Raw genomic sequence first — 22,075 nt, forward strand, 5'->3', positions numbered from 1 at the left:
TATTTTGTCGTATGAAGAGAGGGAGAATTTTATATGAAAAAGGTAATTATTGACTGCGATCCGGGGATGGACGATTCCCTGGCCCTCATATTGGCGATCAAATCGCCTGCGTTAAAGGTGGAGGCTATTACGACGGTAGCCGGTAACTATCCGATCGATGTGACCAGCATGAACGCCCTGAAGGTGCTTGAGCTGCTCGGGGAGAGCGACATCCCGGTGTCCAAGGGTATGGGAAAACCGCTGGTACGGGCACTGGCGTCCGATCCGTTCAGCCACGGCTCTGACGGACAGGCCGAATACCATCTGCCGGCGCCGAAGCTGGAACTGTCGAGCACACATGGCGCTGACATGATCATCGAGACGGTCAAGAAGAATGCGGGAGATATTCATATCCTGGCGCTTGGGCCGCTGACTAATGTGGCGCTTGCCCTGATGATTGAGCCGGAAATCAAGCCGATGATTAGCTCGATCACCGCCATTGCCGGCTCTTATGGCCTCAATAAATATGCAACGGCCAACGCTACCGGTGATAATCCGCAGAGCGAGTGGAACGTGTATGTGGACCCTGAAGCCGCAGAGATCGTGTTCAACTCGGGCGTGCCGCTGCATGCCATTGGACTGGACGTGGCAACCCATTTTGACGTGAACTTTACGGAGTCGGAGCTGGCTGAGCTGAAGCAGTCACCAAACCGTGAAGCTGACTTCTTGCACAACATGATTCAATTCGTGCTGGGACGCGGCTTTGAATCCTATTGCGTACTCATCGATTCGATGGCGGTCGCAGCCGTGATTGACCCATCATTGATTCAATACCTCACAGGCAAGGTCGGAATCGAGACGAAAGGGAAATTAACCCTGGGCATGACGATTCTGGATACGCGCCATCATCATACATGGGATCATTTACCCGAGGTTAATATCGCCTATGAAGCGGACTATCGCCGTTTCCTGCGCCTCGTAATGGATACCGTGCTCGCTTAATTGCAGAAAAGCCTATTACCATAAACCGATATCATTCTAATAGTTTCATTTCAATTAGCCAGAGCCCCTATCACAAGTGTTAGGGGTTCTGGCTTTTTAGTAGGGGACAGAAAGTATTTATATCAAGGCACCTTAAAGAAGAATAAGCTGTGGGAAAATCAAATAGGATATGGAGAATGCCCTAGGTGCTGGAGCTGGTTGGATTCGGGTATATGCCGGAAGAGTCAGGGTTAGGAGACGGAATTCCCGAAATTATGGAACCATTTGACTTCTGGCACGTATACAACATTAACGTGTTTACCCGGGCTTGAAAATCGAGTTGAAAATCCATCAAATTGGCATTTATTTTTAACAAAGATAGCTGACGTGAACCTCTGTTCGTGTGGTACAATAGGGGCACTGGAATTTCCGAATGCTTGTACTGAGCGAAAGCATTCAGTTTTCGGTAAAGAGATTTCATGATGAGAATGAAACCTGTCCAGTTATTCCCATATTCTTTTAGATAAATCGGATGTCTCGCGCTTAAAATGCCCTGTTTGTGGTAATAGAAGAATACAGGGTTTTTTTTGAATGGTTCGGTTCCAATCTCTGCACGATATGGGTTTTTATTTCAAAATATAAGGAGTGATACGCCCTCTATAGGGTGGTAGAGGTTCTTAAAGCAAAGAGAATGCTCAAGGATGCAACTTTTTGGGCTTCAAAAGAGTTATTACATAGAGAGATTAATTTAACAGGTGGCACGCTGCCGATTCATAGAGACAGATATAGCGCTGCAAGAGCGGGTTGTTATGACGACAAGATGTAATGGATTAGTCGGTAATGACGGAAGGTCTGAAGCTGGTAAGTGTCTTGACGCGTAGCAACCAAGGGGAGAGAGGGATCGCAATGGGATTGTTTGACGATGATTTCTATTCAACTAAAATTTCCAGGCAGAGCAAAAATACCAGCGAGGACCGATCTGAGCGAACGAAGTGGCGTACAACCCGCCGCAAGAGAGGATTATCCACATTCCAAATCTCCGCGATCAGTTCGTTATGCAGTGCCCTGATTGCGGTCATGTTGTTTAGTTTTATCGCAGGGCATCCTTCAACATCGTCGCGGGTAACTTTAATCAATGGTAGTCACCAGCTGTCCACGTCCGATGGAGACCCTTATGAACGCATTATTAGCGCTGCCCAGAAGGTGCGTCCTGCCGTGGTCAGCGTGCTGACACATAAAAAAGAGGCGGTGCAGCCGGATACGGAAGGCACGGATAGCAAGGGAATGGATGAGGGACCGGGTCTTGAGCCGGGAGATGAAGATTTTGAACTTCCGGAAGGTTTCGATTTTGGCGAGGACTTTGATTTCGGAAACGATTTCGGCAGCTCGCAGGAGGATGCACTAGGTTCCGGTGTAATCTTCAAGAAGCTCGAAGGCAAAGCCTACGTTATCACCAATAACCATGTGGTGGAAGGCGCCGATTCCCTGGAGGTTGTGCTGGTCGGGGGAGAGAAGAAGAAAGCGACCCTCGTCGGAACGGACAATGTCAGCGATATCGCAGTCTTGTCTATCGACAGCAAAGGGATTGGTGAGGTTGCGGAATTCGGTGATTCCTCCAAGCTCCGCCTCGGAGAAACCGTGATTGCCATAGGCAATCCGCTGGGACTGGGCGATACGCTCACCTCCGGAATTGTCAGCTATACCAACCGGATCATTCCGGTGTCGCTCAATCAGGATGGCATCTATGACTGGGAGCAGGAAGTGATTCAGACCGACGCTGCCATTAACGAAGGCAACAGCGGCGGTGCCCTGGTGGACCTGAACGGCAGAGTCATCGGCATCAACACGATGAAGATCGCGGATACCGGTGTAGAAGGACTTGGATTTGCTATTCCAGTTAATGAAATTACGGAGGTTGTGACCGAGCTGATGCTGAAAGGTCATATTGCCCGTCCATATCTTGGTGTATATACCGTTGATTTGAGTAATCCGTATGCTCCGCTGAGCAAGAAGGAGAAGGAGGACCTCAAGCTGCCGAAGTCGATCACCGAAGGCGTGGTCGTGCTCGATGCACTGGGCCCTGCGCTGGATGCAGGATTGAAGCTGAACGACGTGATCGTCAAGCTGGACGGCAAACCCATCAATACGACGCTGGAGCTGCGCAAGCACCTTTATCGTAATACGAAGGTGGGTAATGACCTGAACGTAACTTTCTACCGCGGAGGCAAGCTGCAATCGCTGAAGGTTAAGCTGGAAGAGAAGCCGGAAGAATAATCGATGGATAGCTCGTCTAAACTCGGGTCTTGTCTCCTTCACTTAACGCGCATGCCACAACTGAACGATGCTGCATTTCCCCTGTTTCGCAAGTGGGTATATATTATCGTTCAAGTTGAATAGGATACAGTATAGAGAGATTTGAAAAAGGTTAGATACGAGCCGTGAAACGGCCGCAAAAGAGAGCGTGCATTCCGCGCTCTTTTTTGTTGCTCTCATCTTGATCAAGAGAGGCCTTATGGAGCCTATTAGGGAATGACTGTGGAAATCATGGAAAGCCTGGAAGCCTTTTAGGGATGGAGCTATCCGAGAGATTGGGTAATTGGGTTAAAAACATTTCTTTTTCTCTTAGAGTGTGGTAGAACAGAAGAGTGGCTATACTTGTTTGAAGAGATGAAGATCAACACAACATGAGGCGAAAGATAGAAAGGATGCTTAGAATGTACGTCGTATGCAAGGAACATGTGGAACTAGCGATCGAAAATTTCGTGGATGAATATGAGGATGCCCCGGATATTGTTGATCTGAAGGAGACCGAGTTTTCGGACTGGGATCCACCGGTGAAGTGCGCGGAGTGCGAGAAGCATGCTGAGTTTTTAATTGTGTAAAATGGACTTTTTGATGAAATAGATAATTGTGGGTGGGAAAGCGTGATGAATTCACGCTTTTTTTGTTTATAAAGATCATGAGAGGATGAGGAAGCGACAGCTTCGAAAGACAATCCTGAATCGTGTATGATGAGTGTATAAAGGGTATCAAAGCGCGGGTAACCTATCGTGATTGGAGACGATACGAATGGATGATTACGGAAGAGGATGGGAAGAGGAGATCAAGCGGGCAGCCGATGAGGCTTATGAGCAGGAAATGGATGAAATTAACCGTCAGCTGAAGCAAGAGATTCTCATTGCTCTGATTGGTGACGTAAATACAGGCAAGTCCTCTACGATGAACCAGATCGTGGGTGAAGAGGTTGCCGGCGTCGGGGCCGAGCCTGGGGAAACGACAGAGATCCGGCCGCACAAGTACAAGGAGCATATTTATTTCATGGATACGCCTGGGCTCAATGATGTGAACACGGCCAACTCGGAAGTGACCCTGAATTACTATAAGCAAGCGGACATCGTACTGTTCTTCTTGAATGCTGCCGGTACCGTGTTCTCTGAGGCCGAGAAGAAGTCGTTTGAGAAGATTCAAAGCGTCAATACCAACCTTCTGATTGTACTGAACAAAATCGACGCTGCAGATGAGATCGACCGCCTGGTGGCCCGCATCAAGAAGGAGACCGGTGGACTCTATGAGGTTGTGCCGGTATCCTCACGTACCGGTGAGAACATCGACCGACTGCGGAGCAGCATTCTGGAGATGCTTAAAAAAAAGTCTAAAGACATTCTCTTTGCCAAAAGCATTAAGGCTAAGTCAGCCACGGCGAATGGATGGATCATAGGAGCCTCGATCTCTGCTGGAGCCGTTGGCGCATCACCCATTCCGGGCTCGGATATCATTCCGATAACCGGCATTCAGGTGAGTCTGCTAACACGGCTTGCCGTGCTGTACAATAAACCAATCAGCAAGGAAACGGCCAAGGAGCTCGTCATTGCCACGATATTTGGCAATATCGGCAAGAGTATTTTTCGGCAGATCTTGAAGGTGTTCCCTGGAGCAGGATCGGTAGCCGGAGCGACGGTAGCCGGGGCCACGACACTGGCGCTGGGATACGCGATGAAATATGCCTATGAGCATAACATCGAGATCAATGCGGCGAATATCACAAGGCTCTATAAGAAGTTCAGGGATAAAGCGGAGAGTGAATCGGACTCAAGGTCGGAACTGAAGTAGGGGTGTGCTGAAGCTGGCGATTGTAAGGGGATAGAAAAAGGGGCCGCAGGCCCCTGATCATAGCTGCGTTATGGCAGCGAAATATATCTTCAATTACTTCGTGGCCGCAGCGTGATCAGCTTTGGCTTGCTCCAGCATCGATTTCCAATCCGGGAAATCAGTCTCTCTGGAAACATGACGGTCGAACAGTTCATCGGGAATGTTGTTGATATCCTCATGCGTTTCAACCTGGAAGTTCCCTTTGGTTACAAAATCTCCAAAGCTGTGATGAGATGAATGTTTACGCATAAACGACTCATTAAACAGCTTTTCCAGGGAGACGTTGTCCGGATCCTCCTGGACCGATTTTTGGCCTTGTAATTCTTTCAACAGATCGTCAAATGACATAGGTTTTTGCTTTCTCAGAGTACCACTCCTATAACTAAGATTTGTTTTCAGTATAACATAACCCGATTTCTCATATGCATAACAGCATCCAAGAAAGGGCATGAGGATATCTTATCTTTTGGATAAGGAAGTCCACTTCTGCTCCAGCCATTGATCGAATTCTTCGCCTTTGGCACCTTCGTACGTGTCATAGATATCGATTCTCATTTTTTTCAGTTTCTCTTTGAAGTCTTCGAACGTATGATCACGGGGAAGACTTTTTTTGATGCGTACCATGACCTTGGTAAGATCTTTCATTAGCTCGCCTTTGTGTTCCTCAGGCATCTGCACATCTTCACCCAAAGCCAGGAGGCTGCGATAAGCGGCTTCGCGCACTTGATGAACCGCATCCGTATTCAGTCTATGCTTCAAAATATCAATGGATTTCTGATTTTTCCATTTTCCTAATTCTTCTACGGCGCTTAAACGTTCTCTCCAGTTCGCATTCCGGTTAGCGGAGCTTCTAAGCTCCTCATAATTAGACGGCATATCAGCCAAAACTTCTTGATTGTCCAATCCGTTCATCTCCTCTATGGTTGTGCTAGGTCCTGCTTGTACCCTATTGTTCATTCGGGGGTGCTTTTATGACTGCTGGCGTCCTTTGTGCTATCCGCCTGCTTAGTTCCTTTGCTGGTATAAGGCTTGGGTTTACTCTTGGCTCTGCGCGCACTTGCATCCCAGCGGCTCCAGCCCTTCTTACCTGTGCCTCTGCCTGTTCCGCCTTTTTTGGATTTACTCAAGCCTATCACTCCGTTACGGTAAATTGTTATCTCTATATGCTGATTCTTTACCAGCACTGTTGAAATATACACTGTATTTGTCCATATGTATAGGATACTACGGAAATTAACATAAAATCGATATGGTTGGGGTCGATTACGGCTTTATAGAGAGATTTTTATGGATAATGAGGTGTCACAACGTGTCCAAGGTTGATTTAACTATTGCTGGCATGTTATGTTATTTTTGTACTGACCAGTCAGAATAGAAATGGTAAACTGAAATATATTGATGAAAGGGGCTGATTATCGGATGTTGAGTAAAGATAAAATTATCCAGGCAGCCATTGAAGTATTCTCCGAGAATGGGTATCACCGCGCAAGCATGGACGAGATTGCCGCCAGGGCACAGGTTGCGAAGGGAACTCTTTATTACAACTTTCCGGGCAAATCCCAGCTCTTCAAGACGGTTGTAAAGCAAGGGATCGAAGAAATCATGCAGCAGACGGAGGCGGAGCTGAATTCCTCCTTGCCGATGAAGGAGAAGATGGAGCGGGTCATTGGTCATCATCTGAATTTATTCCTCGAATCGCGCCATTTCTCGCACATCGTTTTTAATGAGATTTCGAATGGGATCGAGCAGGATGTACTGGATGAGTTAAAGGAAATGAAACGGACGTATATCAGCTTTTTGGCAGGGATGATTAAGGAAGGACAATGCGAGGAGAATCTGTGTCGTGACGTTGATCCTAATCTGGCTGCAGCCAGCATCGTCGGCACGCTAGAGAGCACCTGCAATTATTATCTGAGCCATCAGGATATGTATTCACGCGAGGATCTGGAGCGCTTTGCATTCACGATGATTACCCAAGGCCTGTTTATATCGCTGGATTAGATAAGGCCTTTTTTTCTATATGTGTAGTACTTACCAGTCAGTTACAAATACCGATGGAAAGGGAAGGTGTTAAGCATGGAATGGGATACAAACGGATTACTCCCGCTGGAATGGTTTCGCAAGATGAGGACAGAATCGCCGGTGGCTGGATCGGAAGGCAATGGAGTATGGAATGTTTATAAATACGAGGATGTCAAAGCCGTCTTTACGAATTATGAGGTATTCTCTTCCCAAGGCCTCTCTTCTAGTGAGGAACCGATTGAATCCAGCATTCTGCGGCAGGATCCGCCGAAGCACCGCCAGCTGCGGAAGCTGGTGTCCCATGCTTTTACCCCCCGGATGATCGAGTCGCTTGCCCCGAAGATTCAGGAGATTACGTCATCGCTCCTGGATGAGGCTGAGAAGAAAGGGAAGATGGATATCGTGGCTGATCTCGCAAGTCCGCTTCCGATCACGGTCATCGCGGAGATGCTCGGCGTATCGATGGAGGATCGGGAACGATTCAAGGCGTGGTCGGACGCACTGGTCGGTGACGATGGAGATGCTTATTATCAGTGTCAGCGGGAGATGAGCGAATATTTCTCCGAGATCGCGGATGATCGTCGTCGTCATCCGCAGGATGATCTGATTACCAAGCTGGTGGAAGCGCGCATCGACAATGAGCACCTGACGGACATAGAGATTATCGGGTTCTGCATTCTGCTTCTCGTCGCCGGCAACGAAACGACAACGAATCTGATCTCTTCGGCCGTATTGGCTATTGACAGCCTGCCGGAGGTACGGTCAGAGCTTCTCGCAGACCGGTCACTTATACCAGGTGCACTGGAGGAGGTATTTCGCTACTTCTCGCCTGTGCAGACGATGTTCCGCCTTGTGAAGGAGGATACGGTGCTGCGGGGGCAGGAGCTGAAGCAGGGACAGATCGTCAATATATGGATGGCTTCGGCCAATCATGATGAGGACATATTCGAGCAGCCGGATGTCTTCAACATCCATCGGAATCCGAACCCCCATCTGGGGCTGGGGAGCGGGATTCACTACTGTTTGGGCTCTCAGCTGGCGCGGATGGAGTCCCGAATCGTCATCGAGGCGCTTCTGGATCGATTCCCTGAGTACCGGCGTGATCGTTCTGTAGAACTGGAGCGGATGGATAGCAGGATGATGTTCGCGCTGAAGGAGCTGCCGATCATTCTGCGTTGAGGTAACAACAATTGAATTCAATTGTCTTGGAAGCATAGATGAATGGGAGCCGTGGTATACGGTTCCTTTTTTCATGCATGGAGGACGATGGCGGCGAACCGGAAGGGACCAGTGCAGAGATGCTTAGTCTAGAGGGTTTGCCTTTCCGTGCAGGGGTTACCATGATAGAATGGACGGCAGAATAGCAACAGATAAGGAGCGAATCATCGCCATGAATATACAGATCGTATGCGTAGGAAAGCTGAAGGAGAAATATCTGGTGCAGGGTATAGCGGAGTACAGCAAGCGCCTTGCGCCCTATGTGCGCTTGTCCGTGCACGAGGTGCCGGATGAGAAAGCACCGGAGAACATGAGCGAGGCGGAGATGCGCCAAGTGCAGGAGAAGGAGGGGGCGGGTATCCTCGGCCACATCAAGCAGGACGCCCACGTCATCGCTCTCGCGATCGGCGGTCAGCTGTGGTCCAGCGAGGACTTGGCGGCCCATATCGATAAGCTGGGCACCTATGGGACCAGCACGGTAGCCTTTGTCATCGGAGGCTCTAACGGCCTCTCTGAGGACGTGCTGAAGCGCGCCCAGACGAAGCTGAGCTTCGGGCGCATGACCCTGCCCCACCAGCTGATGCGACTGGTGCTGGTGGAGCAGGTGTACCGGGCGGTGAAGATTAATCGGGGGGAACCGTATCATAAATAGAGCGAATTAATTGACTTAATCCCCCAAGGTGTGTGGTTATACTTATCATAACAGCAGTAGTGAGTGATGCAGGAGAGATTGCAAGGTTGTCGCTCTTCATATCTATGCTCCGATAGGTGTTGTACAAAGGAAGTCACAACATATAATCGATAAGGAACTTCATTAGTAGTAAAAAGGAGTGTGCAGCACGGTTTCTGGGAGGCTCGCTTGCGCGCTCGGGGCCCTCGGTTTGACAGCACCTTGAAATTACCTTTGAACAACAAACTCGCGAAATTCCAAGAAGGTATTTCTATATAATAGACATAAAGTTATCTCTATGGTCCGTTTCTCTGCTATATTAACTGTGATAAATTATGGAGAGTACTTATTTAAATTTCTTAGAAGAAAATGACTAGGGGAGAAATACTTCTTGGAAACTCACTTATCCAAATATCAAACAAAAAAGAGCTATATTATATTATTGCTAGTGTCCATATTAGTTGTTTTAACCGGTTTGCGCATTTTGTGGATGGAAACGATTCATGTTCCCAAACAGGCGTCAATTTATAATGGGCAGTCCGATTTGCGTAATTGGAATGCAGAAGATGGCAGCATTCTCTTACTTGATGGCGAATGGGAGTTTTATCCTTCGCAATGGTTGATAGATGGTAGTCGGCAACAATTGTTAGGCGAGATTGCGCCAAGGCATATTCAGGTACCGGGAGGATGGAATGAAGCTTTGCATGCTGACAAGCCATCTCCATACGGGTATGGCTCGTATCGTTTGCGTCTTTTTGTAGACCCGGCAAAGAACCTTAATTATAGTATTCGTGTACTCAGCGTACGCACTGCATCAGAATTATATGTAAACGGTCGATTGCTTACTAAATCAGGACAGGTGGCGACAACAAAGGATGAATATATTTCGAAGGACCTACCTTATTCTACAACCTTTACAGCAGACGAAAACGGTGTAATCGAACTCGTCATTCAGGCGGCAAATTATGTGGATAGTCGAAGCGGGGGCATTGACCGATCCATTAAATTTGGTTCAGAAGAAGCCATTGCTAAAGAGATGAAAGCTTCCGTTTATATGCAGTTTTTGGCAGCGATTATATTTATTATGCATGCTGTCTATGCACTTATTTTGTATTTACTAGGAAATAAGGAAAAGAAGCTGCTCTATTTCAGTTTGCTTGCATTATGTGTAACAATCATGAGTGTATTTAGTGTTGATGAGAAGTTGTTCCACCAAATATTTTATATTGGCAGTGTTTGGGATTTCCGGATAGCGAACATTGCCCTCGTTATGGCAGCCTATGCTTTGCTCCAGTGTACGAATCATCGCGAGCTTCCATATTGGCGTAGGATGTACCCTGTCTATAAAGTATTGAATCTAGGGACTGCCGGCATCACTTTGTTTTTAGATCCACCTCAAGTGATTATGCTCTTTCCGGTTTATTATCTATTGGTTGGTATTGCTGCAGTTATCACGTTGATTACAATGTTTAAAAAAGTAATCACAGGTTTAAAGAGCAATCTTTTACTGCTTTTCTCTTTTCTTGCGTTGATGAACCATCTTCTTTGGTCGTTAATCTTGCTGGATAGCGGATTAAGTCTTGTCTACTATCCGTTCGATATGATTATTGCGATGGGTTGTTTAGCCTCTGAATGGTTTAAGGGTTACTTTATCATGCATGCGAACACCAAAGAGCTTGCTGCAACCTTGCAAAGAATGAATGACCATAAAGATCAATTCCTAGCAAATACTTCGCATGAATTTAAAAATCCGCTTCATAGTATTCTTAATATGTCACAATCCGTTTTAAAACGGGAGCGGCATTTGTTGCAGGAAAGGAGTATCAAAGAGCTTGAAACGGTTTTATCTGTAGGACGTCGAATGACATTGATATTAAACGATTTGATTGATGTGATGAGTTTACGGGAAGGCAATCCGCGTATACAGAAAAGAGTCATATTTATTCAGCCAATTGTGACCGGAGTACTTGATATGCTGCAATTAAATGCAGAAGTGAAGTCTGTAAAAATTGCAAATCAAATTCCTGAAGATTTTCCTCCAGTAAATGCGGATGAGAACCGGGTTGTTCAAATCGTTTTCAATTTACTTCATAATGCTGTGAAATATACGAATGATGGGGTCATTTCGATTCAAGCTTTTGTAAAGGATGGACGAGCCTATATCGTTATTGCTGATACCGGGATCGGAATGGATGAGAACATGCTTAAGCGCCTATTCCGTCCGTACGAGCAAGCCAGCACGAGTGAGACTATGATTGATGGTGGCTTTGGGTTGGGTTTAAGTATAAGCAAGCAACTGGTTGAGCTTCATGGAGGTACGTTAGTTGTGTCCTCTGTTTTAGGAGAGGGCTCAAAATTCACATTTTCATTAAGGTTAGCAGGTTTGGGAGCGGAGGAAGAGAATGATGTGACCAACTCATTTGAACCATTACCATTACAATCCATGCCGATTCAAGAAATAGCCTCCTCAGTGTATATGGAAAAAGTGAAAATTCCGCCAGCTACGAATCAAACAACTTTAATAGAAATGAATCGTGAACGTCCGATTCTATTAGTTGTTGATGATGATCCTGTCAACCTTCAAGTACTTGAAGCCATACTACCACCAGACGAATATGATTTAACGATGGTAACGAGCGGTAAAGAGGCATTAGCTATACTGGACACTAAGGAATGGGATCTGGTCATCTCCGATATTATGATGCCACAGATGTCCGGTTATGAGCTGACACGAATGATTCGTGAGCGATTTACACTCACGGAGCTCCCTGTATTGCTCCTTACCGCAAGAAGCCAACCGAAAGATATTCAGAGTGGTTTTATAGCGGGGGCAAACGATTATGTGACGAAGCCAGTGGAAGCAATAGAAATAAAATCGCGGATCGAGGCGTTAACTACGATTAAACAATCCGTTCGGGAACAACTGCGATTAGAAGCTGCATGGCTGCAAGCGCAAATCCAGCCTCATTTTATATTTAATGCGTTGAATGCTGTAGCAGCTTTAAGCGATATTGATTTGGATAAGATGCGTAATTTGCTCGATGAATTCAGCAATTTTTTGAGGAGTAAATTTAAATTTCAAAATATGGATAGGCTTATTCCAATCGAAGAGGAGTTAAGTCTAGTGCGTTCTTATCTATATATTGAAAAGGCTCGGTTTGAAGAAAGGTTACAGGTTATTTGGGAAATAGATGGCTACGGGGACTTAAAAGTCCCATTTCTTACGATCCAGCCTCTCGTTGAAAATGCGATAAGACATGGCATAATGAAGCGCAATCGTGGAGGAACGATTCTTATTCGGATTTTTGTCTATGAGACGCATGCAGAGATAACCGTTGAAGACGATGGGGACGGAATAGACGAGGTTCAATTGCAACGAATATTAGAAAGAAAAGCGGATAGTCGTTCAGGTGTCGGATTGATTAATACGGATCAGCGATTAAAACGGCACTTCGGAACAGGACTTCATATCACAAGTACGTTAGGTACAGGGACAAAGGTAACTTTTCATGTACATAACAGGTTGAATAGCGGGGATAAAGCTAGGTGATAAATAAGTGATTACATGAGGAGCATCATTGGCTGCTCCTTTCTTAACTTTCGCCGATAGCCCCGTTAAGCTGAACCGTATCATAAGTGACGGCGAAAAATTAGTGTGCCCGCATTATGTCATGGACACTGTAAATGGTATGGACATGTATTGAGGTTAAGATTAATCTAAACTCGCTCCTTTGTTGGCTGATTCTGAAAATCAGTGGACAGGGCGTTTTTTGTTGTGTTGGCTTGACTATATATAATAAGCAGGATTAGATTTATAAATTTCGAAGAAGCGTATGAACAGAAAGAAAGCAGTAGGTTACGTAATGAGCAAAATTGTGAAGAACAATAAAGGATCAAAAGTTGTTAAAGTACGTTACAGCACTATGGAAGTAGAACTGGCAGATAAACGAATTGTAAAAGTAAAGGTAGGTTTATCTAGAGACTATCATGATGCAAGCTACAATCCGCAAAAACAATGCTGCTCGTGGCATAAGGAAGATGACCAGCATATTACTCAATTTGATTATCATATCTACTTAGTCGAAAACGGAGAATCCTATAAAGGACTGATTTTTAATACTAATGAGATACAGCAACACTTGAGTAAAAAATCATATAATGGTCATTTTGCAAACTACTATTTCCACTGGAATCCAGATGGAAGCGTGACGGACGAACGTGACATAACGACACCTATAGATGTTACTAACTATGATACCGAAAAAATTCATTGGCAACTTAAATAAAGGTTTTATAGTTTGAATTCAAAGCGATGTTTTATAGAAGAGGCTATTTCGGACAAGGAGAAGCCCCTTCCGCTATTGATTCAGCAGAAGGGGGCTACGCTTAAAAATGCTTCTCGGTCTCCTCGTTGAAGTTGAAGGCGAACTCGACGTTGTTGACGCGTTTTCTGTCGTCCAGCTGATCCTCTTTACGACCAATTTGGGAATCGCCCGCCGTTCTACCCCGCGCCGACAAGAAGCTCACCTTCGGCCGCATGACCTATCCGCACCAATTGATGCATGTGCTCTGCTGGGGCAGATTATATCGGGGGATGAAGGTGTCGTGCATTTTGAGGGCAAGGTAAGGGTCACCCCTATGATTGATGTCTGATTTCGATAGTTGTATTAAATGCGATTTATAATAAGGCGATGATATAGGAGTGAAATAATAATGACTGTAGCAGAATTGATTGAAATACTTAAGACAATAGAACATCCAGAGAAAGCAACAATTTTAATAAATGATACTGCCGCTGGATTTAGGGAGATTGATTACATTGAAGACATCTTAGAGAGTGGCCAATATGTAATAAAAACGAAGAAACTTAAACGCTCTAAATAGCAGATTTTTACAACATATCTACATCGAGCTAATGATCGTGGGGCTATCCAGATATCCGTTTTCAGCGGCTTCCCTGAATAGCCCCACACACGCCCCACCCAGCCAAAATAAGCCTACAAAGTGGAGAACGTCCATTACAGGCGTTCTCCTTTTCATTACACACGATCTTCCATTGCCTCCCTTGCTACTTGTTGCGCGTAGGCTTCACCTAAGCCGTTGGATTCTTAATACTCCCGCGTCACCGTTTCCATAAGCTCGATCACTGCCGATAAAATACACCCATCCACTACAAACCTTTAGAATTAAGGTTTAGCACTTTAACAGCACGTGAGCCATACAAACGGTGCGGGGGAATCTATTATTTCTTCATACACCATCTACCATAGACCGAAAATTTAAGGTTCCCTCACTTTAACAGCACATGCGTCATACAGGCAGTGTGATTGATGAATTGCTTTCTATGCGCTGTCCCCATAAAAAGAACTGCCCACCCCACAATCGTTAAGGTGAGCAGTTTTGAATGCGTTTTTATGATTTCAGATAGCGATTTCTATTTTCTCCCGTCTTCGTCTTCTTGCTCCGGGTACGACTAGCAACCATCGCTGCGCCACACCTCGGACAGCGGATCAGCCCGGACAGCAGGAACTCACCGTCAAAGAAGCGAGATGGCGTGAACGACTTCTTCTGGAGAAGGAACTGGACTCTCTCCCATAATGTATCATGGATAATGGCTTCATGTTCTCCATCGGATATAATCGGCTCATCACTTTTGCCTCGTCTTCGCTTGTTGCTCCAGTTCTCATAGCGGTTATATCGAAGGCTTCTTTATATTTCTTTTGCATATTCAGTATTTTCAAATGCCATCGTAAGACGTGGCAAAGGTATGCCTGCCTGTTTTGCTTCTCTCACAACTTCAAGTACCGCAAAACCTGCTTTACTATTGTTGTATTCCACAAAAAGCCGCGGTAAGCTGCCTTTTGCAAAAATAACCTTGTTAAAAAGTGTGCCGAGAAGTCCCGGTGGAATTTTAGTCAGCAGGAGAGAAATGGTATCAAGCTTTGCACCTCTTGCTTTAAGTACAGGAATCATTTCCCTTATATTCAACCCAAGATTGGAAAATGAGTCACTATGGTTCATGAGCGCTGGAAAACTTCCCCGTTTTAACACCTCGGCTTCCATCGCTGCATTCATGGCAAAGTGATTCCATAGCCAGTTTTGCATATCCTTTACCCAGCTAATTTTAAAATGGACACTTTCAAAACATTCCTTGACCAATTGGTTAATAGGTTCAGTGCCTGTCCGTGGTTTTTCTAGAAATACCATTTTCAAAAAGCCGCCTCTAAGCTTATTGTCCGCTATGCCGCCTCCTGCTCCGGGGAAGCCAAAGACAACATTGTTCATAGACAATGGTGCGATCGATGACTTTAGGTCTTGCCAAATGTTATTGAATATGAGGATAGGGGTATTTCCTGCGGCAGTTGATAGGAATTGTGCTACTTCTGGGAGTTGTTCCGTGTTGACGCTCACAATAATGAGATCATAATTTGGAAGGATCTCCTCATGCAGTTTGACGTTCCAGCTTTCTTTTATTAGCTTTTTCCCTTTTCGTGCGTCCCACATTTCAAGCTCGATACTGCTTCCGAAGGTTTCTTTCCTCCCCTTTCTAACATAAAACTCAACTGTATGACCTGCCTGTTCGAAAGCCCACGCATATTGGGTCGATATTACACCTCTACCAAAGAATAAAATTTTCATGTTAGACTCCCCCAAAGAGTTGATATTCCTTATTGATGATCAAACAACGTGTTGTATAATAATATTGTATGGATTCACTATACGGTCATCAACCATCAGATTTTCAATATCTGTCGGATCATCTATTGAACCGGAAATGGAGACGAAGCATGAACAAGCAACCTGAAATTACGGACAAAACCAGGCAGACCTTTATAAATGTGTTCTGTGATTTATATAGCCAAAAGCCAATTGAAAAAATATCCATTCAAGAGATTGCCAACAAGTCAGGATATAACCGCAGTACATTTTATCAATACTTTACAGATATTTATGAGTTGTTGGACTATGTTGAAGAGAAGGTTTTGAAATCCATTAACGAGGAAATGGCAAACAGGGAGCTTTCAACGCATACTTTCCAAGATGCGCTTCAATGCTTGGAAAGTACAGAAGATATTTCTGTCCTAAAAGCCCTTCTGGGTGACTATGGTTCTGTTCATTTTGTTGAACGCCTGAAAAGAGAAATTCCCTTTGAGCGATTAATTGTGAATCTTCCAACAAATGATATCTTATCTCCATACCTGATTGAGTTTTATATATCAACATTGCTATCTTTGTTTCGCCTTTGGATACGCAACGGCAAAGATTTATCGTCGGAAGAATTGGTCAAGCTGATAGATAGCCTATTCGCAAATGGGATAACGCCGTTTCACACGGTTACGAAAGAGTAAAATGTCAAAAGATAACCAAGCTCGTCCTCCCGTTGGTTCGATCAGAGAAGATGGTTGTTATCCCATCGACCTGACAGGTCCGGGCAGTCACACACTTGTTAGACAAAACGGTGTAGGCAGTCTATCGGTTGGGCCGTCGCAGCTGAGGAAGAAGGCTGACCTTCATGTTGCGCCTGATGCGAAAATCGATTGGACCGTATTCGATGCCCTTTCTACGCCGGCGGGTTCACCCTGGTCGCGATATCTGCATTATACGGGAAGTGACGCAGGCTTCTTCGATTGGGCGCAGAAGCGTCCCATTGAAGAGATGACGTGGGCTCCAGTCCTGTCTGCTGACACTGTGGTGGATGCCAGCCGCTCCAATTTGAATAGCTTGCATATCGAGATGAATTCGTCTGGCGGGCGACTAACCCTGAAGCTTCCGAAGCTATGTTTCCTTCTGGGCGTGTCCGGCAATTTATCACGTTTCTCGGGCACAGGCGATATGCCATCTTCTCTGACACTGGCGCCGCGTACCGGTAGACGCAAGAATGACACCCCATTCTTGATGCCGACCTGGGTGAGCTGCACCAAGTGACGAGCCTTGCCCTACATAATGCACCGCTGGGCAGCCCATCTCGCTAGCATTTCTGAGCCGCTTCCCAAACCTAAACTCACTACATTTGCGGGGGAACTTCTGCGATATGGACTTGTTGGCTCGGCATAGCCGGTTAACGGATTTGGAGCTGCGCTTCATGCCGGATCTAGAGAGTTCGGACGCCCGTTCTCGTCCTGGCCTAAACATCTGGCCAAGCTGGATAACGAAGTTTTTGATAAATAATTTGGGAAAAAAGTAAAAAAGAGGTAATGTGAACCTGCCGTACAAGAGAGGAACAGATACTGAATGGCATCAACTAAATATGATAGGATAAATATTAAAGTGAAATATGTTTGATTGCAAATCGATTAATATAATTCCGAAAAGAGTGGTAAGCATGAAGTCATATATCAATTGGAGATATACGATCACCATCTACAAAAAAGTGATGAAAGGAGCGTGATAAATTAAAAAGAAAAAGGAGCAGAACGAAATGATACAAAACAGAAAAGCAACTGTTAATGACTATGTTATGATAATAAATCTTTGGGAAAGATCGGTAATGGCCACTCATCATTTTTTGAGTTTCAAGGATAAAGAGGAAATCAAAAAAGAATTACCCATGTATTTTCCTCATCTTGATGTACGTCTCTGGTATACCGAAGACTCTATCATTGGTTTTACCGCCATCAATGAAAATCACTTGGAAGCACTATTTCTCGATCCCGATAAAATTGGCAAAGGGTATGGGAAACAAATTATGCAAATATGCATCAATGGTTTTGGGATCACGTCCGTTGATGTGAATAAACAAAATGAGAATGCGACAAGGTTTTACTTAAAAAGCGGTTTCGGAATAACCGGTGAAGATTTGACGGATGGATCAGGCCGCCCTTACCCCATTTTACATTTGAAATACAATGAACAGCAGAAGTAATTCTTCTGTCCAGGCTGTCGAGAAATCGACAGCCTTTTAAATAACTATTGAATATCTTTTTTTGACAGCACACAGAAGTTTAATGATGGGGACTTTGTCTGGGTGAATGCTACAATGTTTTCCAATTTAGTAGTTGATTGAGTTAAGATAAAAGGGTTTGGCAATGAGCATACCGGTATTTGTATTCGGCGGGGTATAAAATTTCTCCAAGATGTACTCAGCGATGCTTATAGCGCAGCATATCTTCTACGATATTGCCGCACCGTCTCAGCAGTCCCAGAAGCAAGCGCCGTTCGGCACGCTTGAATTTGCAGAACTTCATGTTTGCCGCAATGAGATTGCGGATCGTTTGATCGAAATCTTCTTGGCTTCCCAAATCGATGATTTTCAGATCTACTTGATCCAGCAACGGGAGTCTCTTGATGGCTTCGTGCTCGGGCAGCTCAAGGGTGATATAGTGATAAATGGCGTTCAGATACAGCTGGGCACAGGGCGAAAGTATTACGACAGTGGGATTGGGGAGCGGGGGGAAAGTAAGATTGTTGGGGGGAGGTACAATAAAAAGAGGGGCCCCTCTTTACATAGCTGGAATGGTAGTCATTCGTCTTACGAAGCAGCAGGATCAGGAAGCAGCCATTGTTCGCAATGATTAGCCATCTCCTGCAATTCATTTATAAAAATACTGGCATGGTATCCGTCGCAAACTGCATGATGGACCTGCAAAGAAACGGGTAGCAAAATTTCGCCAGCTTGTTCAAAATATTTGCCGCACGTCGTAATCGGTAGCAAATACCGTCCATCCGTATAAACATTCAGGTTGAACCCGGTAAAGCTAACCCAGGGAATACTTGAAACATTGATCGTATTCGGCGGCTCATTTCCTTTTACAAATAAGCCCTTCACTTCGCCATACTTACTCATATCATCCAGATAGTTTTGATGAAACACACCGAAGTCGTTCGAAAAATCGGTCCACAGGCCAGAAAACGTGTTGTCATCTTTATGAAAAAAGGTAAAGCTGGGCAGCATCTTTTCCCAATACCCCAACTCCCCTGCTTCATTGAAACAAACCCGGAATTCGCGGTGCGCATTCACCGTTTTTGTAACCATATAAAGAAACGCAGGATATAGCTTGAACCCTTTTGCCCGAAGGACTGGGAGCATTTTTGTGATGTTCAGGTTGGCTGTCATGCTGAAGGTACATCTGGTCACATTCATATAATGCTCGAAGTACGCACGTCGTTCCCATGTGTTCATATCGATTACTGTAAAGTTCAATTGGATAACCTCCTAAAATAGTAAATTGCATTCTTTTGGGAGGCTGACTCGATTGCTCGGTTCATATAACCATTCCCTTTCTCGCTTTAGGGCTACTTCCATGCCCATAACCTAAGTATATAGTTACATTCGATGGATGGAAACAGGCTAAGTTGAAATAGAAAAGTACCAGCTCAATACCAAGATGATTACGATTATGGTTGTGGTTTTGGATCACTATATATTTTCTCTCTCATAGGGGCGACCGAGATACAACACCACCCTGTAGCAGGTCTTTGGCAATTCTCTTGATTTCGCTCTATAGATGTTACGGAGAGCCCTACCATAAGTGACGGCGAAATTACACTAAAAGTGCTTACTAGTCTCAGTAAGTTGCTATTCAATTTTTGGGGGGCACTTATATTCGTGAGGAAAGAAGGTGATTCCGATGGCGAAATGGGATAACTTGCTGGCATCGGGGAATCGCATAACATTACGATATCGGAACCAATTGAACTTCACTGACGGTACATGTCAGTGAAGTTGTTTATTATTAAAAAAAGAACACAAATCAATATGGGACGACGGGGAGTTCAGTGGTAACTTCGTCCCGCTCGAACATCTTTTTCAGCTTCCAGAGAATCAGGTTAGACAGCGGACAAGCGAAATGTCGGTAAGCCAGAACCACCAACACCTTCTCTGGTTGCTGGCAGTTCTGGCTTTTCTGGATTCATTAATGATTAAGGTCTTCACAACCTCGCGTTATCCCTAAATCCCATATTCCCCTTTGGACACCTGCCGATCGCATGAATCACCGGAGGGGAGTTTTAGCCTCGTATAAGGGAGGAGTCAGAATAATTATGTTTGGAGATTATCTCCAAAATGTAATCTTGTCCGAGCTTAATCGAACGGATTCATACCCGCCTTCCTTGGCTTTTCCTATAGAGATCATCATCACCGGAGCATAGCGTTCTTCATCCAAATCAAATGCTTTGGCTACCTGATGGACTTCAAAGCCTGCCATTGGGTTCGTATCATACCCATGCGCACGAGCTACCAGCATGAACTGCATGGCAAACAGGCTGCTATCGATTTTTGCAACTTCAACTTTTATTTCTTGAGGGAGAGTCGGGTACATCGATAGGATGGTTTTGAGTTGGCTGTCTCGCACTTCAGCCGGCATTTTCCCTTGTTCCACTGCTGTATTATAGATTTCTTCAGCATTTAAGTAGCTTTGGGTATCCCCGAAAATTAACAGCATGGCCGATGAAGTGTCGTTTTGTAACGTATTGAACCGCACAAGTGGCCTTAGCTTTTCTTTTCCTTCCGGCGTGTCGACCACGACTACGCGCCAAGGCTGCAGATTGGCTGAGGACGGAGCCAAGCTGGCTTCCGAGATTATCTCGTGAATCTCTTCTTTCGATATTTTAAAGTTCTCATCATAATGACGAACGGAACGTCGTCCCTTGACGATACGGGTGAAATCGTTATTTTGGATAGAGTTGAACATAGAATCTCTCCTTTAGATAACCTTAATATTTTTGACATGGCTTATGTCATTCGTTATCCTGTTTTTTATTATGAACTATGAACTTAGGTTTATAGCAACAAATAAAATGAGGTCTCATGATGAAAATAAATGACGTTTCAAAATTAACGGGTCTGCCAATATCCACCTTGAGATTCTATGAACGCAAAAATCTCATTCCGGACGTATTTGTTCAAAGAGATGCGAATAATTATCGGATTTACTCTGAAGAGGTTGTTGAATATCTAAATGATGTGAAGGCACTTTTGTTCGTAGAATTCTCTATTGAAGAGCTAAGTTTGCTGGTCAATCAACAACTTCATTTAACCTATGAGGAAAAAAAGAAGATAGTGGAGCAGAAAATTAAAGAAATTGAAGATATTCAGAAGCAGTTGAGAAAGTCGAAAAAATTCCTGAAGGCCATCTTGGAAGGAAAAGTGAATTTCCAAACCAAATGTTAAGCTAAGTTTGCTGGCTAAATTAAAAAGACGAGGTGTAGGATTATGAATGCGTTAGAACACTTGCCAGAACCGGAAAGCTTAAAAAAGCTAATGATCGTTCAAGCAGCTCTGAATACGATTCTTTGTGAGACGGAATGGCTTCGTTATCATAGCTTTGTTCAAGAATGGGATGAAGGAGTTTGTATGGCAAAAATAGATAATGGGGCAGGGGATCATCTTATCATGTTGTTTTCCGTTGAAGGCTCCATCATCAAGGGTTTTGATCATGAATCCCAATTAAGCCCGTATGCACAAGACGAACATAGAGTATGGCCAGGCATCTATGATAACGTTCCAAGCGAATTATTATCTCATCTGGAGCATGAAGGAATTGAAAAAGAAGATGTGACTTTTTGTATATGGCGTAAAAATAGTGATTCGAGCTGGCAGAAGGGAAAGGTTAAAATGCCAAAAGGAGCAGACGATGGGTCTGCTTTTCTAATAGGTGCGATTTACCGGACACCCGAAGAGTTCGTGCAATTTGCGAAAGATTATTATGAATTGGCCCTGCCAGTAAAAGTTGTTGAAAAAGTTTACGAAGGTGTCCCTGTTACTATAGAGATGATTCAAATGCTAAACCCCGACTGTGCTGTAGAGGAAGTTTATCGGGAGTTGGAGTCAATAAGGTTAATTAAATGAAGGGCTGGTTGTGCCAGCCGTATATGCTAGTTCATTCCGCTAACGGGAGTGATAGTTAAACTTACCTACTTCCAAGCCGCCGAGTATATGCATTTTATGTAAGTTTGAATCATAGTCGTTGGATCGGGTAAGAGGTTGGAAATCATGCGCCGCGGCAGCTCCTTTCGTATTTTTCGCCGATAGGCCCGTTAAGTTGAGCCGTATCATAAATAACGGCAAGTTTTCAATGAGTTGTTCTATAAATATATCACCATGTGATATATTGGTAA

The 22,075-nt window shown here is 44.7% G+C and carries 24 protein-coding genes and 3 pseudogenes; 17 read left to right on the forward strand and 10 right to left on the reverse strand.

The features are described 5' to 3' along the window. Positions 1–33: 33 nt before the first annotated feature. The 5 genes from ABEQ74_RS08515 (at position 34) to ABEQ74_RS08535 (ending at position 5,070) form a co-directional block, all read left to right on the forward strand. Positions 34–981, forward strand: coding sequence for a nucleoside hydrolase (locus ABEQ74_RS08515; RefSeq protein WP_430121434.1), 948 nt, complete (start codon positions 34–36; stop codon positions 979–981). 185 nt (positions 982–1,166) lie between these two features. Beyond that, positions 1,167–1,292 carry a hypothetical protein gene (locus tag ABEQ74_RS08520; protein ID WP_430121436.1) on the forward strand — a complete coding sequence of 42 codons (126 nt, stop codon included), beginning with the start codon at positions 1,167–1,169 and terminating at the stop codon, positions 1,290–1,292. Positions 1,293–1,866: 574 nt separating this feature from the next. Continuing rightward, positions 1,867–3,234, forward strand: coding sequence for a S1C family serine protease (locus ABEQ74_RS08525; protein WP_430122141.1), 1,368 nt, complete (start codon positions 1,867–1,869; stop codon positions 3,232–3,234). A 440-nt stretch (positions 3,235–3,674) separates the two neighbouring features. Continuing rightward, a complete protein-coding gene (locus ABEQ74_RS08530; RefSeq protein ID WP_007129186.1) occupies positions 3,675–3,842 on the forward strand; it encodes a CxxH/CxxC protein in 168 nt (55 codons plus the stop codon). A 187-nt stretch (positions 3,843–4,029) separates the two neighbouring features. Further along, the gene (locus tag ABEQ74_RS08535; protein WP_430121438.1) at positions 4,030–5,070 is read left to right on the forward strand and encodes a GTPase; all 1,041 of its coding nucleotides are present in this window, start codon (positions 4,030–4,032) and stop codon (positions 5,068–5,070) included. A gap of 93 nt (positions 5,071–5,163) precedes the next feature. Here ABEQ74_RS08535 and ABEQ74_RS08540 read toward each other — a convergent pair whose 3' ends face one another. The 3 genes from ABEQ74_RS08540 to ABEQ74_RS08550 all read right to left on the reverse strand — a co-directional run bounded on the left by ABEQ74_RS08540 (position 5,164) and on the right by ABEQ74_RS08550 (position 6,236). After that, positions 5,164–5,457 carry a hypothetical protein gene (locus ABEQ74_RS08540; RefSeq protein ID WP_054405102.1) on the reverse strand — a complete coding sequence of 98 codons (294 nt, stop codon included), beginning with the start codon at positions 5,455–5,457 and terminating at the stop codon, positions 5,164–5,166. A gap of 111 nt (positions 5,458–5,568) precedes the next feature. Continuing rightward, the gene (locus ABEQ74_RS08545; RefSeq protein WP_430121441.1) at positions 5,569–6,012 is read right to left on the reverse strand and encodes a HEAT repeat domain-containing protein; all 444 of its coding nucleotides are present in this window, start codon (positions 6,010–6,012) and stop codon (positions 5,569–5,571) included. Positions 6,013–6,062: 50 nt separating this feature from the next. Continuing rightward, on the reverse strand, positions 6,063–6,236 hold the full coding sequence (locus ABEQ74_RS08550; RefSeq protein ID WP_430121443.1) for a DUF3934 family protein: 174 nt from the start codon (positions 6,234–6,236) through the stop codon (positions 6,063–6,065). Positions 6,237–6,528: 292 nt separating this feature from the next. Here ABEQ74_RS08550 and ABEQ74_RS08555 point away from each other — a divergent pair, with 292 nt between their 5' ends. From ABEQ74_RS08555 to ABEQ74_RS08575, 5 genes are all read left to right on the forward strand, one after another. Beyond that, positions 6,529–7,110: a TetR/AcrR family transcriptional regulator gene (locus ABEQ74_RS08555; RefSeq protein ID WP_430121445.1), complete on the forward strand. Its 582-nt coding sequence runs from the start codon at positions 6,529–6,531 to the stop codon at positions 7,108–7,110. Between the two features lie 75 nt (positions 7,111–7,185). Further along, the gene (locus ABEQ74_RS08560) at positions 7,186–8,310 is read left to right on the forward strand and encodes a cytochrome P450 (RefSeq protein WP_430121447.1); all 1,125 of its coding nucleotides are present in this window, start codon (positions 7,186–7,188) and stop codon (positions 8,308–8,310) included. A 211-nt stretch (positions 8,311–8,521) separates the two neighbouring features. After that, on the forward strand, positions 8,522–9,001 hold the full coding sequence (gene rlmH / locus ABEQ74_RS08565; protein WP_430122142.1) for a 23S rRNA (pseudouridine(1915)-N(3))-methyltransferase RlmH: 480 nt from the start codon (positions 8,522–8,524) through the stop codon (positions 8,999–9,001). Between the two features lie 409 nt (positions 9,002–9,410). Continuing rightward, complete coding sequence (locus ABEQ74_RS08570; protein WP_430121449.1) at positions 9,411–12,569, forward strand: ATP-binding protein; 3,159 nt, start codon at positions 9,411–9,413, stop codon at positions 12,567–12,569. A 313-nt stretch (positions 12,570–12,882) separates the two neighbouring features. Then, positions 12,883–13,305 (forward strand): hypothetical protein, encoded by a 423-nt coding sequence (locus ABEQ74_RS08575; protein ID WP_430121451.1) that lies wholly within the window; start codon positions 12,883–12,885, stop codon positions 13,303–13,305. A gap of 100 nt (positions 13,306–13,405) precedes the next feature. Here ABEQ74_RS08575 and ABEQ74_RS08580 read toward each other — a convergent pair whose 3' ends face one another. Next, positions 13,406–13,537: a hypothetical protein gene (locus ABEQ74_RS08580; protein WP_430121453.1), complete on the reverse strand. Its 132-nt coding sequence runs from the start codon at positions 13,535–13,537 to the stop codon at positions 13,406–13,408. 19 nt (positions 13,538–13,556) lie between these two features. Here ABEQ74_RS08580 and ABEQ74_RS08585 point away from each other — a divergent pair, with 19 nt between their 5' ends. Together ABEQ74_RS08585 and ABEQ74_RS08590 are read left to right on the forward strand one after the other, a co-directional pair. Continuing rightward, the gene (locus ABEQ74_RS08585; RefSeq protein ID WP_430121455.1) at positions 13,557–13,646 is read left to right on the forward strand and encodes a hypothetical protein; all 90 of its coding nucleotides are present in this window, start codon (positions 13,557–13,559) and stop codon (positions 13,644–13,646) included. Positions 13,647–13,732: 86 nt separating this feature from the next. Then, positions 13,733–13,903 carry a hypothetical protein gene (locus ABEQ74_RS08590; RefSeq protein ID WP_430121457.1) on the forward strand — a complete coding sequence of 57 codons (171 nt, stop codon included), beginning with the start codon at positions 13,733–13,735 and terminating at the stop codon, positions 13,901–13,903. Between the two features lie 528 nt (positions 13,904–14,431). Here the strand turns inward: ABEQ74_RS08590 and ABEQ74_RS08595 are convergent. From ABEQ74_RS08595 to ABEQ74_RS08605, 3 genes and pseudogenes are all read right to left on the reverse strand, one after another. After that, positions 14,432–14,545, reverse strand: a complete 114-nt coding sequence (locus tag ABEQ74_RS08595) for a recombinase zinc beta ribbon domain-containing protein (RefSeq protein WP_430122143.1) — start codon at positions 14,543–14,545, stop codon at positions 14,432–14,434. Between the two features lie 51 nt (positions 14,546–14,596). After that, positions 14,597–14,707 (reverse strand): annotated as a pseudogene (locus ABEQ74_RS08600) (recombinase family protein); the annotation flags it as partial. 21 nt (positions 14,708–14,728) lie between these two features. Continuing rightward, on the reverse strand, positions 14,729–15,658 hold the full coding sequence (locus tag ABEQ74_RS08605) for a ketopantoate reductase family protein (protein ID WP_430121459.1): 930 nt from the start codon (positions 15,656–15,658) through the stop codon (positions 14,729–14,731). A 149-nt stretch (positions 15,659–15,807) separates the two neighbouring features. Here ABEQ74_RS08605 and ABEQ74_RS08610 point away from each other — a divergent pair, with 149 nt between their 5' ends. The 3 genes and pseudogenes from ABEQ74_RS08610 to ABEQ74_RS08620 all read left to right on the forward strand — a co-directional run bounded on the left by ABEQ74_RS08610 (position 15,808) and on the right by ABEQ74_RS08620 (position 17,882). Next, positions 15,808–16,368: a TetR/AcrR family transcriptional regulator gene (locus ABEQ74_RS08610; RefSeq protein WP_430121461.1), complete on the forward strand. Its 561-nt coding sequence runs from the start codon at positions 15,808–15,810 to the stop codon at positions 16,366–16,368. A 1-nt stretch (position 16,369) separates the two neighbouring features. Continuing rightward, positions 16,370–17,192: pseudogene (locus ABEQ74_RS08615) on the forward strand (hypothetical protein); the annotation flags it as partial. A gap of 246 nt (positions 17,193–17,438) precedes the next feature. Then, a complete protein-coding gene (locus ABEQ74_RS08620) occupies positions 17,439–17,882 on the forward strand; it encodes a GNAT family N-acetyltransferase (RefSeq protein ID WP_430121463.1) in 444 nt (147 codons plus the stop codon). A 220-nt stretch (positions 17,883–18,102) separates the two neighbouring features. On the opposite strand, the pseudogene ABEQ74_RS08625 reads toward ABEQ74_RS08620, so the two are convergent. From ABEQ74_RS08625 to ABEQ74_RS08635, 3 genes and pseudogenes are all read right to left on the reverse strand, one after another. Next, positions 18,103–18,411: pseudogene (locus tag ABEQ74_RS08625) on the reverse strand (hypothetical protein); the annotation flags it as partial. A gap of 77 nt (positions 18,412–18,488) precedes the next feature. Next, on the reverse strand, positions 18,489–19,160 hold the full coding sequence (gene catA / locus ABEQ74_RS08630) for a type A chloramphenicol O-acetyltransferase (RefSeq protein ID WP_430121465.1): 672 nt from the start codon (positions 19,158–19,160) through the stop codon (positions 18,489–18,491). Positions 19,161–20,010: 850 nt separating this feature from the next. Continuing rightward, on the reverse strand, positions 20,011–20,649 hold the full coding sequence (locus tag ABEQ74_RS08635) for a nitroreductase family protein (protein ID WP_430121467.1): 639 nt from the start codon (positions 20,647–20,649) through the stop codon (positions 20,011–20,013). Between the two features lie 119 nt (positions 20,650–20,768). Between ABEQ74_RS08635 and ABEQ74_RS08640 the strand changes: the two genes are divergently transcribed. Further along, the gene (locus ABEQ74_RS08640) at positions 20,769–21,128 is read left to right on the forward strand and encodes a MerR family DNA-binding transcriptional regulator (RefSeq protein WP_430121469.1); all 360 of its coding nucleotides are present in this window, start codon (positions 20,769–20,771) and stop codon (positions 21,126–21,128) included. 42 nt (positions 21,129–21,170) lie between these two features. Further along, entirely contained in the window at positions 21,171–21,806 is a 636-nt protein-coding gene (locus tag ABEQ74_RS08645; protein WP_430121471.1) for a hypothetical protein, read from the forward strand. Positions 21,807–22,075 lie beyond the last annotated feature (269 nt).

The sequence above is a fragment of the Paenibacillus solani genome (genome assembly GCF_050475945.1).
GTDB classification, from domain to species: Bacteria; Bacillota; Bacilli; order Paenibacillales; family Paenibacillaceae; genus Paenibacillus_AQ; species Paenibacillus_AQ solani_A.